The sequence below is a fragment of the bacterium genome (genome assembly GCA_030685015.1).
Lineage (GTDB): Bacteria > CAIWAD01 > CAIWAD01 > CAIWAD01 > CAIWAD01 > CAIWAD01.
Genome location: JAUXWS010000094.1, coordinates 1 through 14,076 on the forward strand (window position 1 = coordinate 1; position 14,076 = coordinate 14,076).

Below are 14,076 nucleotides of genomic sequence, written 5' to 3' on the forward strand. Positions count from 1 at the left end.
CTGATCGCGCCCATCGCCATGGAGAAGGACCTGCGCTTCGCCATCCGCGAGGGTGGCCGCACCATCGGCGCCGGCGTGGTGACGGAGATCCAGAAGTAGAATGGGCCGCGCCGTAGGGACACGACGCGTCGTGTCCCTACGGGGGGCCGTTGCGAGGATCCTGAAGAAGGATCAGGGGTTGGCCGGGCATCGACAGATCGAGGCCCGTTGCCTGGAGTAGTGGACCGACCGGGCCGGCCATGCCGCCCCGCCCGCCCCGCCGGGGCAAAAGGAGTGGACTGATGCGCGACATCATCATCCTGGCCTGCCAGGAGTGCAAGCGGCGCAACTACACGACGACCAAGAACAAGCGCAAGCACACGGGTCGCGTGGAGTTCACCAAGTATTGTCCGTGGTGCAACAAGCACACTCCGCACAAGGAAACCAAGTAGCGGCTTGCCGCACAGGCCAGTAGCTCTAATGGTAGAGCGGCGGACTCCAAATCCGTAGGTTGGGGGTTCGAATCCCTCCTGGCCTGCTACCGAAAGTGAGTGCAGGACATCGCCATGGTCAACTTCAAGACCTACATCAGCGAAGTCAACGAGGAGATGAGGAAGGTCAATTGGCCGACCTGGGCCAACCTAAAGAGTTCCACCGGCGTGGTGGTCTTCGTCTCCCTGCTGCTGGCTGCGACCGTCTATTTCTTCGATTTCCTGCTGTCGCGGGCAGTGGGATGGATCCTTTAATCCGGGGACGGGCATGACGGAGCAGGCCACGCAGCAGGATGTGGGCACCGAAGGCGAGCTGGTCAAGCGCTGGTACGCCGTCCAAGTGTTCACGGGCCAGGAGGAAAAGGTGAAGCGCTTCGTCCTGGAGGAGGCGCGTCGCCTGGGCCTGGGCGAGCTGATCACGGACGTGCACATCCCCACCGAGAAAAAGGTGGAGATGCGCGCCGGCAAGCGGAAGGTGAAGGACGTCATCAATTTCCCCGGCTACATGTTCGTGGAGATGGTGCTCACCCTGCAGACCCGCCACTTCCTGCTCAACTCCCCCAGCGTGCTCAATTTCGTGGGTCCCAACAACGAGCCTCATCCGCTGTCGGACACGGACGTCAAGCGCATCATCGGGCGGATGGGATCCAACGACGAGCCCACCCTTGACCACCGCTACAAGGTGGGCGAGCAGGTGAAGATCATCGACGGGCCCTTCAACGACTTCAACGGCACTCTGCAGGAGATCAACGAAGAGAAGAAGCGCCTCAAGGTGATGGTGTCGATCTTCGGCCGCTCCACCCCGGTGGAACTGAATTTCACCCAGGTGGAGCCCATCAATTAATCGGGCCGGCCGCAGGGCCGCCCCAACCGAGTGACAGGGACGACGCATGAAGAAGATCACGGGCTACATCAAACTGCAACTCCCCGCCGGCGCCGCCACCCCGGCCCCTCCCGTGGGACCGGCCCTGGGCCAGCACGGCGTGAACATCATGGAGTTCTGCAAGCAGTACAACGCCAAGACGCAGGACCAGAAGGGCATGATCATCCCTGTGGTGATCACGGTCTACGCCGACCGCTCCTTCACCTACGTCACCAAGACCCCGCCCGCGTCGGCCCTGCTCAAGAAGATGGCCGGCATCACCAAGGGCAGTGGCGTGCCCAACCGCGACAAAGTGGGAACGATCACCATGGAGCAGTGCCGGGAGATCGCCCGCATCAAGCAGGAAGATTTGAACGCCTACGACGAGGAGATGGGCGCGCGCATCATCGCGGGCACGGCCTTGTCCATGGGCATCGTGGTGGAAGACTAACCCAAAGGAAGCCAAGGCAGAGACATGAAGAGAAGCAAACGGTACTCTTCCGTCCTCGCCAAAGTGGATCGTCTCAAGCAGTACCCGCTGGTCGACGGCGTCCAGCTCATGAAGTCCTGCGTGACGACCAAGTTTGACGAGACGGTGGAAGTCACCATGAACCTCGGCGTCGATCCGCGGCATGCGGACCAGATCGTTAGAGGGACAGTTTCCCTTCCTCACGGAACTGGCAAAAGCGTTCGTGTCCTTGTCCTGGCCAAGCCCGACAAACACAAGGAGGCCCTGGAAGCAGGGGCCGACTACGTCGGACTCGACGACATGGCGGAGAAAATCCAAGCCGGTTGGATCGAGTTCGACAGTGTGATCGCCACGCCCGACGCCATGGGCGTGGTGGGCAAGCTTGGCCGGATCCTAGGTCCGCGTGGCCTGATGCCGAATCCGAAGGTGGGAACCGTGACTCCCAACGTGGGACAGGCGGTGCGAGAAGTGAAGGCCGGCCGCATCGATTTCCGGGTCGATCGCTACGGCATTCTTCACGTTGGCGTGGGGAAAGCCTCCTTCGAGCCAGACAAGCTGGTGGAGAACGTGGAGGAGTTCGTGCGCACGGTGCTGAAGCTCAAGCCTTCCGGCGCCAAGGGCACCTACGTCAAGAACATCACCCTCTCCAGCACCATGGGACCGGGCATCAAGCTGGACAAGGTCGAAGTCCTTGACCGCGTGAAGAGCTAGGAGCGAGCGATGCCTACCCCCAAGAAAGAAGCGGTCATCCAGGATCTGGGCACGCGCCTGGGCCGGGCCAAGGCCGTCTACGTGGCGGATTATTCCCGCATGAACGTGGCGGCCATGACGGCCCTGCGCGCCGAACTGCGCAAGGCCGACGCCGAGATCCAGGTCGTGAAGAACAACCTGATCCGCATGTCGCTGCAGAACACGGTTTGGGCTGATGCCGGCAAGGACCTGCACGGTCCCAGCTCGCTCACCCTGGCCTACGGCGAGGCGCCGGTGGTGGCGAAGGTGCTCAGGCGCTTTGCCCTCCATCACAACGAGCGGCCGGTCGTCAAGGCCATCGGCTTCGAGGAAGGCGTCCACGGCGGCGAGTTCCTGGCCACCCTGGCGACCATGCCCACCCGCGACGAGGCCCTGGGCATGTTGGCCGGCGTGCTGAACAGCATCATCGCCAGCTTTGCCCGCGTCCTCAATGCCGTGGCCGATGCGCGCGGCGAGGCCGCCGCTCCCGCTCTGGCCGACGCGCCGACGGCAACCGACCCGACCCCCGATGAGACAGCTCCGGACGCTCCCGCCGAGGACGCCGGTGAGAAGGCGGAGGATGGCGCCGCGGCCTAGGCTCGCGCCATCCAGGATTTGGACTGAAGGAAAAAGGAGATACACCATGGCGTTCGACAAGGCGGTCTTCATCGAGCAGGTCAAGGAAATGACCGTGCTGGAGCTGTCCGAGCTCGTCAAGGCGATCGAGGTCGAGTTCAATGTGTCCGCGGCGGCCCCGGTGGCCGTGATGGCGGGCGCCGGTGATGGTCCGGTCGTGGAGAAGGTCCAGACCGAGTTCGATGTGGTGATGACCAGCGCCGGCCAGAAGAAGATCGCCGTCATCAAGGTGATCAAGGACATCGTCGGCCTGGGCCTCAAGGAGTCCAAGGACTTCGTGGACAACCTGCCCAGGGCCGTGAAGGAAAAGGTGTCCGAATCCGAGGCCAACGAGATCAAGGAGAAGCTCGAGGCCGAGGGCGCCACCATCGAGATCAAGTAGTCTCGACGGCTCATGCCCATCCCGCCACACCCCCGGAAAGGGGGTGTGGCTTCCCCTTGTTTTTCGGACCTGAGGGTCCCTGATCGACCCGGTACTGGCAACAGGCAGGAGGCCGGATGAACCGCAGCGCCAGGCAGCCTGACGGTCCGCTCCGGAAGCCCGACCCGCCGCGATCGCCCCGGTGGACCGCCTTCGGCGGTTTCCCTGCGCCAACCGGTCACCATGGCCGTGATACTGCTGTCCCAGGTGGAGGAGGTCTCCTTTGAAGGCGAAGAACATCATTCAACGCCATTCGTTTTCCAGGATCCCCAAGCTGGTGGAGTTGCCGGACCTGCTGGACATCCAGCTGGCGTCCTTCCGGCGCTTCATCCAGGCGGGCGTGCGGCCCGAGGAGCGGGAACGGGTGGGTCTGAATTCCGTGTTCCTGAACATCTTCCCGATCATCGACAATCGGGAGGAGCACATCCTGGAGTTCAGCCATTATCTGATCGAGCCGCCCAAGTACACGGTGGACGAGTGCAAGGAGCGGGGCGTCACTTTCGCCGCGCCCCTCAAGGCCCTGCTCCGCCTCTCGCGCAAGACGGCCACCGAGGACGGCTTCGGCGAGACGATCGAGCAGGAGGTCTACCTGGGCAACCTGCCCATGATGACCGAGACCGGCACCTTCATCATCAACGGCTCGGAGCGGGTCATCGTCAGCCAGCTGCACCGCAGCCCCGGCGTCTTCTTCGGCGTGACCCAGCACCAGAACGGCACTCCGCTCTACGCGGCGCGCATCATCCCCTTCCGCGGGTCCTGGGTGGAGTTCACCACCGACATCAACGACGTGCTCTACGTCTACATCGACCGGCGCAAGAAATTCCCCGTCACCACCCTGCTGCGGGCGATGGGCTATGCCACCAACGCGCTCATCCTCAACCTCTTCGGCTACTCGGAGGAGGTGGCCCTGGCGCCCAAGACGGCGGCGCGCTACCTGAAGCGCCAGATCATCGACGACGTGGTGGACCAGGGCACGGGCGAGATCGTGGTGGAGCGCGGCACCGTCCTGAACGAGGAGACGCTGGCCGTCCTCAAGGAGCGCGGCGTGACCAGCGTGCTGCTGCTCAAGGAGGACGAGCACTCCACCGGTTACGACATCATCCGCAACACCCTGGGCAAGGATTCCTGCCGCAGCCAGGAGGACGCCCTCCTCGAGATCTACCGCGAGCTGCGCGGCAGCGAGGCGCCCGACCTGGACACGGCCAAGGGCCTGCTTGAGAAGCTCTTCTTCGACGAGCGCCGCTACGACCTTGGCGCCGTGGGCCGCTATCGGATGAACGCCAAGCTGGGGCTGGAGATTCCCCGCCACGTCTGCATCCTCACCATCCAGGACCTGAAGGAGATCATCCAGTACGTCCTGGAGCTGCGCGAGGGCAAGCGCCTGACCGACGACATCGACCACCTGGGCAACCGCCGGGTGCGCACCGTGGGCGAGCAGCTGGCCAACCAGTTCAGCGTGGCCCTGACGCGCATGGCCCGCACCATCAAGGAGCGGATGAACCTGCACGACTCGGAGCGCCTGACGCCCCAGGACCTGATCAACGTGCGCACCGTCTCCAGCGTGGTGAACACCTTCTTCGGCACCAACCAGCTCAGCCAGTTCATGGACCAGGTCAACCCCCTGGCCGAGCTGACCCACAAGCGCCGCCTCTCCGCCCTGGGCCCCGGCGGCCTGACGCGGGAGCGGGCCGGCTTCGAGGTGCGCGACGTGCACTACACGCACTACGGTCGCCTCTGCCCCATCGAGACGCCGGAAGGCCCCAACATCGGCCTCATCTCCAGCCTCTGCACCTATGCCCGCATCAACGACCTGGGCTTCGTGGAAACGCCCTACCGCAGGGTGAAGGAAGGCCGCGCCACCAAGATGATCGAGTACCTGAGCGCGGACGACGAGGACCATTTCACCATCGCCCAGGCCGACGTGGCCCTGGACGACAAGGGGGCCATCGCGGAGAAGCTGGTCAAGGCCCGCTACCGGGCGGAGTACCCGGTGGTGGCGCCGGGCGAGATCAGCTACCTGGACGTCTCGCCGGACCAGATCGTGTCGGTGGCGGCCTGCCTCATCCCCTTCCTCGAGCACGACGACGCCAACCGCGCCCTGATGGGCTCCAACATGCAGCGCCAGGCCGTGCCGCTGGTGCAGCCCGAGGCGCCCGTCGTGGGCACCGGCATGGAGCGCAAGACGGCCGTGGACAGCCGGGCCGTGGTGACGGCGGACATCGCCGGCATCGTCACCTTCGTGAGCGCGGACCGCATCGAGGTCACGCCCAGCCACAAGGCCCGCGTCCCCAGCCGCCTGGCCCAGCGCACGCGCGTCTACCCGCTGCTCAAGTTCGTCCGCAGCAACCAGGACACCTGCGTCAACCAGAAGCCCCTCGTCAACCTGGGCGACAAGGTGAAGAAGGGCGACATCCTGGCCGACGGCTGCGCCACCGAGCGGGGCGACCTGGCCCTGGGACGCAACGTGCTGGTGGCCTTCATGCCCTGGAACGGCTACAACTTCGAGGACTCCATCATCCTCTCCGAGAAGATGATGGCCAACGACGTCTTCACCTCCATCCACATCACGGAGGAGGTGCTTGAAGTGCGCGAGACCAAGCGCGGCGAAGAGGAGCTGACCAACGAGATCCCCAACGTCTCCGAGGAGGCGACGCGGGACCTGGACGAGAACGGCATCATCCGGGTGGGCGCCAAGGTGCTGCCCGGCTCCATCATCATCGGCAAGGTGACGCCCAAGGGCGAGATGGAGTCCAGCCCGGAGGACAAGCTGCTCAAGGCCATCTTCGGCGACAAGGCGGGCGACGTCAAGGACGCCTCGAAGGTGGTGGGACCGGGCGGCAAGGGCGTCATCATCGACACCAAGCTCTTCAGCCGCAAGAAGAAGGATCCCAAGGCCAAGCGCAGCGAGAAGAAGCTGCTCGACGACGTGGAGAACCAGCTGAAGGAGGAGTTGCAGGTCCTGCGCCACGCCCTGGAGGCGGACCTCAAGGACCTGCTGGTGGGCCAGGTGGCCGGCGAGATCCGCGACCAGGCCACGGGCAAGCTGCGCCTCAAGCCGGGCACGACCATCACCGAGAAGCACATCCTCAAGCTGGACCTGGACGACCTGGACGCCGGCGACTGGACGGACGACGAGCAGATCAACGTCGAGGTGGAGTCCATCGTCAACAACTACAAGGTCCAGAAGGAGATCGTCTCGACCGAGGCGCGCAACAAGCGCCACAAGATCGAGGTGGGCGATGAACTGCCCCCCGGCATCGTGCAGATCGCCAAGGTCTACATCGCCCAGAAGCGCAAGATCCAGATCGGCGACAAGATGGCCGGCCGCCACGGCAACAAGGGCGTGGTGGGAAAAATCGTGCCGGTGGAGGACATGCCCTACCTGGCCGACGGCACGCCGGTGGACATCGTGCTCAACCCGCTGGGCGTGCCCAGCCGCATGAACCTGGGCCAGGTCTTCGAGACGGCCCTGGGCTGGGCCGGGCGGAAGCTGGGCAAGCATTACGCCACCCCGGTCTTCGACGGCGCCACCCTGGAGGACGTGGAGCGGGAGCTGCGCGACGCCGGTCTGCCGGTGAGCGGCAAGGTCCAGCTCTACGACGGCAAGACGGGCGAGGGCTTCGACCAGCCGGTGACGGTGGGCACCATCTACATGATCAAGCTCAACCACCTGGTCGACGACAAGATCCACGCCCGCTCCATCGGCCCCTACAGCCTCATCACGCAGCAGCCGCTGGGCGGCAAGGCCCAGTTCGGCGGGCAGCGCTTCGGGGAGATGGAGGTCTGGGCCCTCGAGGCCTACGGCGCGGCCAACATCCTGCAGGAGATCCTGACCGTCAAGTCGGACGACGTGCAGGGCCGCACCGCCACCTACGAAGCCATCGTCAAGGGGCTGAACCTGCCCCAGCCGGGAGTGCCCGAGTCCTTCAACGTGCTCATCCACGAGCTGAAGGGCCTGGGATTGAACATCCCCGAGTTCGCCAAGACCCAGTTCTTCTTCTAGAGTCTGTCGGTAACCCAAGCCGGCAGGCCGCTTGGGAAGGGAGGACGCCTTGATTCAACTGGAAGTCGCTCGCAAGGAGCACCTGACCATCACCCTCTCCAGCCCGGACATGATCATGGCCGAGTCGCGGGGGGAGGTGACCAAGCCCGAGACGATCAACTACCGATCCTACAAGCCGGAAAAGGACGGCCTTTTCTGCGAGAAGATCTTCGGCCCGGTCAAGGACTGGGAGTGCCATTGCGGCAAGTACAAGGGACGGCGCTACAAAGGCATCGTCTGCGACCGCTGCGGCGTTGAGATCACCAAGAAGGAGGTGCGCCGCGAGCGCATGGGGCACATCACCCTGGCCGTGCCCATCGTCCACATCTGGTTCTTCCGCAGCCTGCCCTCGAAGATCGGCTACTTCCTGGGCATGACGGTGAAGGACCTGGAGAAGGTCATCTACTACGAGAGCTTCGCCGTGGTGCACCCCGGCGTCTCGGGCTGGCGCGCCGGCCAGGCCGTCAGCGAGGCGACCCTGGAGGAGTTCCACCGGACCCACCCCGGCAACCGCGACCTGCCCGAGGGCGACCCCGAGAAGATGGTCGCCATGATCGGCTCCGAGGCGATCAAGGCGCTGCTCATGCGCACCGACGTGGACCAGCTCTCCCACGACCTGCGCAACCAGGTGCGCACCGAGACCAGCCTCCAGCGCAAGACGGAGGCCCTCAAGCGCCTCAAGGTGATCGAGGCCTTCAAGAAGCGCGATGCGGAGACAGGCGCCTTCATCAACCAGCCGGAATGGATGGTGATGGACGTCATCCCCGTCATCCCGCCGGACCTGCGCCCGCTGGTTCCGCTGGAGGGCGGCCGCTTCGCCACCAGCGACCTCAACGACCTCTACCGCCGCGTCATCATCCGCAACAACCGCCTCAAGCGCCTGATCGAGATCAAGGCGCCCGAGGTCATCCTGCGCAACGAGAAGCGCATGCTGCAGGAGGCGCTGGACAGCCTCTTCGACAACAGCCGCAAGAACACGGCGGTGCGCAGCGACGGCAACCGCCCGCTCAAGAGCCTGAGCGACGTGCTCAAGGGCAAGCAGGGCCGCTTCCGCCAGAACCTGCTGGGCAAGCGCGTGGACTATTCCGGCCGCTCCGTCATCACGGTGGGTCCGGATCTCAAGCTGCACGAGTGCGGCCTGCCCAAGTACATGGCCATCGAGCTCTTCAAGCCCTTCATCATCCGCCGCCTGCTGGACACCATGCGCGCCCCCACGGTGAAGAAGGCGAAGAAGATCATCGAGGACGGGCCGGACTTCGTGTGGGAGATTCTCGAGGAGATCGTCAAGGACCATCCGGTCATGCTCAACCGCGCGCCGACCCTGCACCGGCTGGGCATCCAGGCCTTCCAGCCCCTGCTGGTGGAGGGCAAGTCCATCCAGCTGCATCCGCTGGTCTGCACCGCCTTCAACGCCGACTTCGACGGCGACCAGATGGCCGTCCACGTGCCCCTCTCCTTCGAGGCGCAGCTGGAAGCCAAGTACCTGATGATGGCGGACCAGAACATCCTGCACCCGGCCAACGGCCGGCCCATCACGGTGCCCAGCCAGGACATGGTGCTGGGCTGCTATTACATGACCAAGTTCCGGCCCGGCGCGGTGGGCGAGGGCAAACGCTTCGCCGGCATCGACGAGATGCGCGCCGCCCTGGCCCACGGCTACGTCACCCTGCACACCAAGATCTCCATCCGTCTGGACGGCCAGTTGGTGGAGACGACGCCCGGGCGCGTCCTCTTCAACCTCATCCTGCCCGAGGAACTGCGCGTGGCCAAGGGCTTCCGCAACGAGGTGATGAACAAGAAGGCCCTGGAGCGCGTCATTTTCGACGTCTTCCATTCGGTGGGGCTGAAGCGCGCCGCGCGCTTCCTGGACGAGCTGAAGCAGCTTGGTTTCACCAACGCCACCCGCTCGGGCGCCTCCATCGGCTTGGCCAACATCCTCATCCCCGCCGAGAAGTACGAGATCATCGCCAAGGCGCAGAAGGAGGTCGACCAGATCCAGGAGGGCTTCCACCTGGGCTACATGCGCGACGGCGAGCGCTACAACAAGGTGATCGACACCTGGACGCAGGCCACCATGCGCATCGCCAAGCGCCTGATGGACCACCTCAAGCTGGACGACAACGGCTTCAACCCGCTCTTCATGATGGCCGATTCCGGCGCCCGCGGCAGCAACGACCAGATCAAGCAGCTGGCCGGCATGCGCGGCCTGATGGCCAAGCCGCAAAAGCGCCTCACCGGCGGCAAGGGCGAGATCATCGAAAACCCGATCACGGCCAACTTCAAGGAAGGCCTGTCGGTGCTCGAGTACTTCATCTCCACCCACGGCGCGCGCAAGGGACTGGCCGACACGGCGCTGAAGACGGCGGACGCCGGCTACCTGACGCGCAAGCTGGTGGACGTGGCCCAGGACATCATCGTGCGGGAGCTGGACTGCGGCACGATCATGGGCATCGACATCCAGGCCCACCGCGAGGGCGAGGAGATCACCGAGCACCTCCATGAGCGCATCCTGGGCCGCGTGCTGGCCGAGGACCTCTTCGATCCCATCACGAGCGAGCTGATCGCCGACGCCAACTCCCTGGTGGACGAGGCGCTGGCCGAGCGCATCAGCCAGTTCGTGGTGGACAAGGTGCGCATCCGCTCCGTCCTCACCTGCGAGCTGGACAGCGGCTGCTGCGCCCGTTGCTACGGCCGCAACCTGACCACCAACTCCCTGGTGGACGAGGGCGAGGCGGTGGGCGTGATGGCCGCCCAGTCCATCGGCGAGCCGGGCACCCAGCTCACCCTGCGCAACTTCCACATTGGCGGCGCCGCCTCGCTGGAGGCCAAGGAGGCGGAGATCCGCGCCCGCGCCGCCGGCCGCCTCAACTTCGTCAACATCTCCACCGTGACCCGCGACGACGGCGTGATGGTGACCAACCGCCGCAACGGCCAGATCAGCATCCTGGCGGACGCGGGCCGGCCGGTGGCCAAGTACTCGGTGCCCTACGGCGCCGCCCTGCGCCTCAACCACGAGGACGATGTCAAGGTGGGCGACGTCATCTACGAGTGGGATCCCCACAACGTGGCCGTCCTGTCGCCGGCCAGCGGCGTGGTCAAGTTCCAGGACCTCATCGCCGAAGTCACCTTCCGCGAGGAGATCGACGAAGTCAGCGAGAAGAAGTCGATGGTCATCATCGACAGCCGCAACCGCCGCATCAACCCGCACATCCTCGTGCTGGACCCCAAGACCGGCGACAAGCTGGCCGACGTGGTGCCGCCGGTGGGCAGCCACCTGGAAGTCAAGGAAGGCGAGACCATCAGCCGCGGCGCGGCCCTGGTCAAGAAACCCCGCGAGATGTCCAAGAGCCGCGACATCACGGGCGGTCTGCCCCGTGTCGCCGAGCTCTTCGAGGCGCGCAAGCCCAAGGATCCGGCCATCATCACCGAGATCAGCGGGACGGTGCGCTTCGGCGAGGTGAAGACGGGCAACCGCGAGATCACGGTGGAGTCCGAGTTCGGCGATCCCAAATCCTACAAGGTGCCCGTCGGCAAGCACATCGAAGTGCACGACGGCGAGTACGTGGAGGCGGGCGACAAGCTCTGCGAGGGCAACATCGTGCCGCAGGACATCCTGCGCGTGCTGGGTCCCATGAAGGTGCAGGAGTACTTGGTGGAGGAGATCCAGGAGGTCTACCGCTTCCAGGGTGTGCGCATCAACGACAAGCACATCGAGGTGATCGTGCGCCAGATGATGCAGAAGGTGCGCATCACGGATCCGGGCGACACCATGTACCTGGAAGGCGACCTGGTGGACGGCAACAAGTTCAAGCGCCTCAACCAGGAAATGCACAACATGGTGATCGTGGAGGCGGTGCAGGACAGCCTCTTCCACATCGGCGAGCTGGTCAGCCGCGAGCGCCTGGCCGACGAGCTGTCCCGCCTGCGCGAGCTGCGCCGCGAGGGCGCCGACGTGAAGGATCCCGAGGTGCGGCCCGCCCAACCCGCCATCTTCGAGCCGGTGCTGATGGGCATCACCCAGGCCGCCCTCAACACGGATTCCTTCATCTCGGCCGCCTCCTTCCAGGAGACGACCCGCGTGCTGGCCGAGGCGGCCATCCATTCGCGCTCCGACGGCCTGATCGGGCTGAAGGAGAACGTGATCATGGGCTACCGCATCCCGGCGGGCACCGGCCTGCGCAAGTACGATTCCCTGCACGTGGAGGATCCCTACCTGCGCCTGCGGCAGGAGGAGGAGGCCGCCCGCGAGGCCGCCCAGGTGGAGGCCGAGGCCCGCGCCCGCGCCGAGGCGGCGCAGGAGGAATAGTCCGTCCGCACTGACTGTGACCGATTGCAGCGCCCGGCTTCCGCGAGGAGGCCGGGCGCTGTTTGTTCATGCGGTCAGACCCATCATCTGACCTGACCTTTGCCGCCGCGGTCAGACCCATCATCTGACCTTTGCCATCGCGGTCAGACCCATCATCTGACCTGTGATCTGGTCATGTTCGAACCCTCCACGCCGTGAGGTAATCCGCCATGAGTTGTCTGTAGGCGTCTTGACGCCCGGACGAGGTCGTGGCAAGACCCTGATACCAAAGCGTTGGCGTCACGTGAGGATTTGGATCGCCATGGGCATGGGCCAGGTAGCTGGACCACATGTAGTGCTGCGGCTCCTCCACAAGACCCGCCCGGACTGGGTTTGACTCGATGTAGAGGTGACAGGTGGCGATGCGCTGGTCATCCTCCATCGGTTCGGACCAGTACCGTCCAATCCACAGCGAACCAGATCGGCCGAGCTGCTGGTTCATGCGTTGGGTGTGTCGACCGGCTGCGACCTTCAGGACCCGGCCCATGCTTCCATTCCGCTGAACCGAGAGGATGAGATGAATGTGATTGCGCATGAGGCAGTAGGCATGCAAGGTGCAATCCCACGTCCGGGCTTGACGGGACAAGCTGTCCAGGAAGTTGTGGCAATCCTTGTCGTGGCAGAAAATGTTGCCGCGGTTGTGTCCCTTGAGAATCACATGGTGGATAGTCCCTGCCTGATCGCGGCGGCGTGGGCGGTTCATCCGAGCCTCCTGCCTGGTCGTGGGTGCATGCGGACAGCGGGGTTCATGACCCCGTCATGTCACAGTGGATGCAACGCCAGGCGGGGAGCTTGGGATGCCTGTGGACACGGGTTTTCGCCATGATCGGCGAGGGGTGTCCGAAGGGAATGACAGGCAATGCCAACCGGCCGGCCGACCAACTGGATTGATCCGTTGGCTGGTCAATGGATTTGGTTGACGGCGGCAGCTTCCGCGGTCAGACGGTTGGTCTGACCTCTGTCAAGGCGCCCGTGAACCTGTGTTGTTCACCATGTTGGAGGAGGAGTGTCCTGAGGGAATGACAGGCATGCCAACCGGCCAACTGGATTGATCCTTTGGCTGGTCAATGGGTTTGGTTGACGGCGGCAGCTTCCGCGGTCAGACGGTTGGTCTGACCTCTGTCAAGGTGCCCGTGAACCTGTGTTGTTCACCATGTTGGAGGAGGGGTGTCCAGAGGGAATGACAGGCATGCCAACTGGCCAGCCGGCCAACTGGATTGATCCGTTGGCTGGTCAATGGGTTTGCTTGGCGGCGGCAGCTTCCGCGGTCAGACGGTTGGTCTGACCGCCGTCAAAATTTCCCTTTCAAGTTAGAAAGTGAACAACCAGCTTCAGCCATCCATTGATTCCAACTCGGAGATCCCATGAAGGCGACCTTGTTGATACTCACCCTGGTCGGTGTGACCCGTTCGCATGGTCTGGACATGGTGGCCATCCCGGCAGGAAGCTTCGAGATGGGCGCCACAGGCATCGCCACACCCGTGCATGAGGTCACCTTGACCTACGATTTCGAGATCTCCCGCACCGAGCTGACCAATGAACAGGCCCTGCCGGCCATCCAATACGCCTGGGACGCGGGACTCATCACGGTCGAGGACGGTTGGATCCGAGCCCATGGGCGCAACCTGATCCGCACCGAACTGACCCCGGCCTTCCATGAGATCAGATTCAACGCCGCCTCCGGGCAGTTCTACCTGACGGCCGCCACCGGTGTCTACGGCAATTGGGGACCGGGTTACTCCTATCCCAACGGCTACGATCCCGCCCCGCGCCCGGCCCACTACATGACGTGGCATGGCGCCGCCTCGCTGTGCGACTGGCTGAGTCTCTTGAACGGCCTGGAGCCCTACTACAACGGGAACTGGAATGCCGGCCCCGCCACACCTCCCCACGAGGCGGCGGGCTACCGTCTGCCCACCGAGGCGGAATGGGAGTATGCCGCGCGCTTCCCTGACGGCAGGATCTACCCATGGGGTCAGAGCTTGTGAATCAATTGCGACCCCCGATCCTGCTCCTCGATCGCGTGGTGGATCGCAGCAGCCACATCACGACGTTGCGTCCCTTATGTGATCACCTGGTGCTCCTCTTGCGTCATGGTCCAG

At 64.4% G+C, this 14,076-nt stretch carries 12 protein-coding genes and 1 tRNA gene; 12 read left to right on the forward strand and 1 reads right to left on the reverse strand.

Translation table 11 applies throughout. The annotated features are described in order from the left end of the window. From Q8O14_13450 to rpoC, 11 genes are all read left to right on the forward strand, one after another. On the forward strand, positions 1 to 99 hold a 99-nt coding region (locus Q8O14_13450), incomplete at its 5' end, for an elongation factor Tu (protein ID MDP2361732.1). Between the two features lie 182 nt (positions 100 to 281). Then, entirely contained in the window at positions 282 to 431 is a 150-nt protein-coding gene (gene rpmG / locus Q8O14_13455; protein ID MDP2361733.1) for a 50S ribosomal protein L33, read from the forward strand. Positions 432 to 444: 13 nt separating this feature from the next. Then, positions 445 to 517, forward strand: a tRNA-Trp gene (locus Q8O14_13460). A 28-nt stretch (positions 518 to 545) separates the two neighbouring features. Further along, positions 546 to 725 carry a preprotein translocase subunit SecE gene (gene secE, locus Q8O14_13465; protein ID MDP2361734.1) on the forward strand — a complete coding sequence of 60 codons (180 nt, stop codon included), beginning with the start codon at positions 546 to 548 and terminating at the stop codon, positions 723 to 725. Positions 726 to 738: 13 nt separating this feature from the next. Beyond that, positions 739 to 1,314, forward strand: a complete 576-nt coding sequence (nusG, locus tag Q8O14_13470) for a transcription termination/antitermination protein NusG (GenBank protein ID MDP2361735.1) — start codon at positions 739 to 741, stop codon at positions 1,312 to 1,314. A 46-nt stretch (positions 1,315 to 1,360) separates the two neighbouring features. Continuing rightward, the gene (gene rplK, locus Q8O14_13475; protein ID MDP2361736.1) at positions 1,361 to 1,783 is read left to right on the forward strand and encodes a 50S ribosomal protein L11; all 423 of its coding nucleotides are present in this window, start codon (positions 1,361 to 1,363) and stop codon (positions 1,781 to 1,783) included. Positions 1,784 to 1,807: 24 nt separating this feature from the next. Beyond that, on the forward strand, positions 1,808 to 2,512 hold the full coding sequence (rplA, locus tag Q8O14_13480) for a 50S ribosomal protein L1 (GenBank protein MDP2361737.1): 705 nt from the start codon (positions 1,808 to 1,810) through the stop codon (positions 2,510 to 2,512). Between the two features lie 9 nt (positions 2,513 to 2,521). Next, complete coding sequence (gene rplJ / locus Q8O14_13485) at positions 2,522 to 3,127, forward strand: 50S ribosomal protein L10 (protein ID MDP2361738.1); 606 nt, start codon at positions 2,522 to 2,524, stop codon at positions 3,125 to 3,127. Positions 3,128 to 3,173: 46 nt separating this feature from the next. After that, the gene (gene rplL, locus Q8O14_13490) at positions 3,174 to 3,548 is read left to right on the forward strand and encodes a 50S ribosomal protein L7/L12 (protein MDP2361739.1); all 375 of its coding nucleotides are present in this window, start codon (positions 3,174 to 3,176) and stop codon (positions 3,546 to 3,548) included. A gap of 262 nt (positions 3,549 to 3,810) precedes the next feature. Continuing rightward, positions 3,811 to 7,590, forward strand: a complete 3,780-nt coding sequence (gene rpoB, locus Q8O14_13495; protein MDP2361740.1) for a DNA-directed RNA polymerase subunit beta — start codon at positions 3,811 to 3,813, stop codon at positions 7,588 to 7,590. A gap of 49 nt (positions 7,591 to 7,639) precedes the next feature. Continuing rightward, a complete protein-coding gene (gene rpoC, locus Q8O14_13500) occupies positions 7,640 to 11,935 on the forward strand; it encodes a DNA-directed RNA polymerase subunit beta' (protein ID MDP2361741.1) in 4,296 nt (1,431 codons plus the stop codon). A 172-nt stretch (positions 11,936 to 12,107) separates the two neighbouring features. Here rpoC and Q8O14_13505 read toward each other — a convergent pair whose 3' ends face one another. After that, positions 12,108 to 12,677: a transposase gene (locus Q8O14_13505; GenBank protein MDP2361742.1), complete on the reverse strand. Its 570-nt coding sequence runs from the start codon at positions 12,675 to 12,677 to the stop codon at positions 12,108 to 12,110. A 661-nt stretch (positions 12,678 to 13,338) separates the two neighbouring features. Here Q8O14_13505 and Q8O14_13510 point away from each other — a divergent pair. Next, positions 13,339 to 13,962, forward strand: a complete 624-nt coding sequence (locus tag Q8O14_13510) for an SUMF1/EgtB/PvdO family nonheme iron enzyme (protein MDP2361743.1) — start codon at positions 13,339 to 13,341, stop codon at positions 13,960 to 13,962. Positions 13,963 to 14,076 lie beyond the last annotated feature (114 nt).

Bases quoted from the DNA above. Each gene is read 5' to 3' on its own strand.
- rpmG (MDP2361733.1), top strand. From the start codon at position 282: ATGCGCGACATCATCATCCTGGCCTGCCAGGAGTGCAAGCGGCGCAAC.
- secE (MDP2361734.1), top strand. From the start codon at position 546: ATGGTCAACTTCAAGACCTACATCAGCGAAGTCAACGAGGAGATGAGG.
- nusG (MDP2361735.1), top strand. From the start codon at position 739: ATGACGGAGCAGGCCACGCAGCAGGATGTGGGCACCGAAGGCGAGCTG.
- rplK (MDP2361736.1), top strand. From the start codon at position 1,361: ATGAAGAAGATCACGGGCTACATCAAACTGCAACTCCCCGCCGGCGCC.
- rplA (MDP2361737.1), top strand. From the start codon at position 1,808: ATGAAGAGAAGCAAACGGTACTCTTCCGTCCTCGCCAAAGTGGATCGT.
- rplJ (MDP2361738.1), top strand. From the start codon at position 2,522: ATGCCTACCCCCAAGAAAGAAGCGGTCATCCAGGATCTGGGCACGCGC.
- rplL (MDP2361739.1), top strand. From the start codon at position 3,174: ATGGCGTTCGACAAGGCGGTCTTCATCGAGCAGGTCAAGGAAATGACC.
- Q8O14_13505 (MDP2361742.1), bottom strand. From the start codon at position 12,677: ATGAACCGCCCACGCCGCCGCGATCAGGCAGGGACTATCCACCATGTG.
- Q8O14_13510 (MDP2361743.1), top strand. From the start codon at position 13,339: ATGAAGGCGACCTTGTTGATACTCACCCTGGTCGGTGTGACCCGTTCG.